Below are 388 nucleotides of genomic sequence, written 5' to 3' on the forward strand. Positions count from 1 at the left end.
GGCTTGACCTGCCAGAGCTCCTTGATGCCGATACCGAATTTCTGGGGTTCGCGGTCCTTCGAAAGGTCGAATTTGGCGATCAGCTGCTTGGCAAGCGAGCCGCGCACGCCTTCGCCGATCAGAACGTATTTGCCGATGAGTTCCATGCCGCGGGTAAAGTTCGGGCCGGGCTCGCCGTTGCGCTCGACGCCCATGTCGCCGGTGGCGACACCGATGACGGCGCCCTCGTCGTTATAGAGCACTTCGGTGGCGGCAAAGCCCGGATAGATCTCGACGCCGAGCGCTTCCGCGTGGCCCGCCAGCCAGCGACAGACATTGCCGAGTGAGACGATGTAATTGCCGTGATTGTTCATCAGCGGCGGCATGAGGGCGTTCGGCAGGCGGATCG

Annotated in this window: 1 protein-coding gene; it reads right to left on the bottom strand. The window is 62.6% G+C overall.

The annotated features are described in order from the left end of the window. Nucleotides 1-388: NAD(P)/FAD-dependent oxidoreductase (locus SB772_RS39315; RefSeq protein WP_410838429.1), on the bottom strand; the 388-nt coding region annotated here is incomplete at both ends.

The sequence above is a fragment of the Paraburkholderia sp. SIMBA_030 genome (assembly GCF_046535245.1).
In the GTDB taxonomy this organism is placed as follows: domain Bacteria; phylum Pseudomonadota; class Gammaproteobacteria; order Burkholderiales; family Burkholderiaceae; genus Paraburkholderia.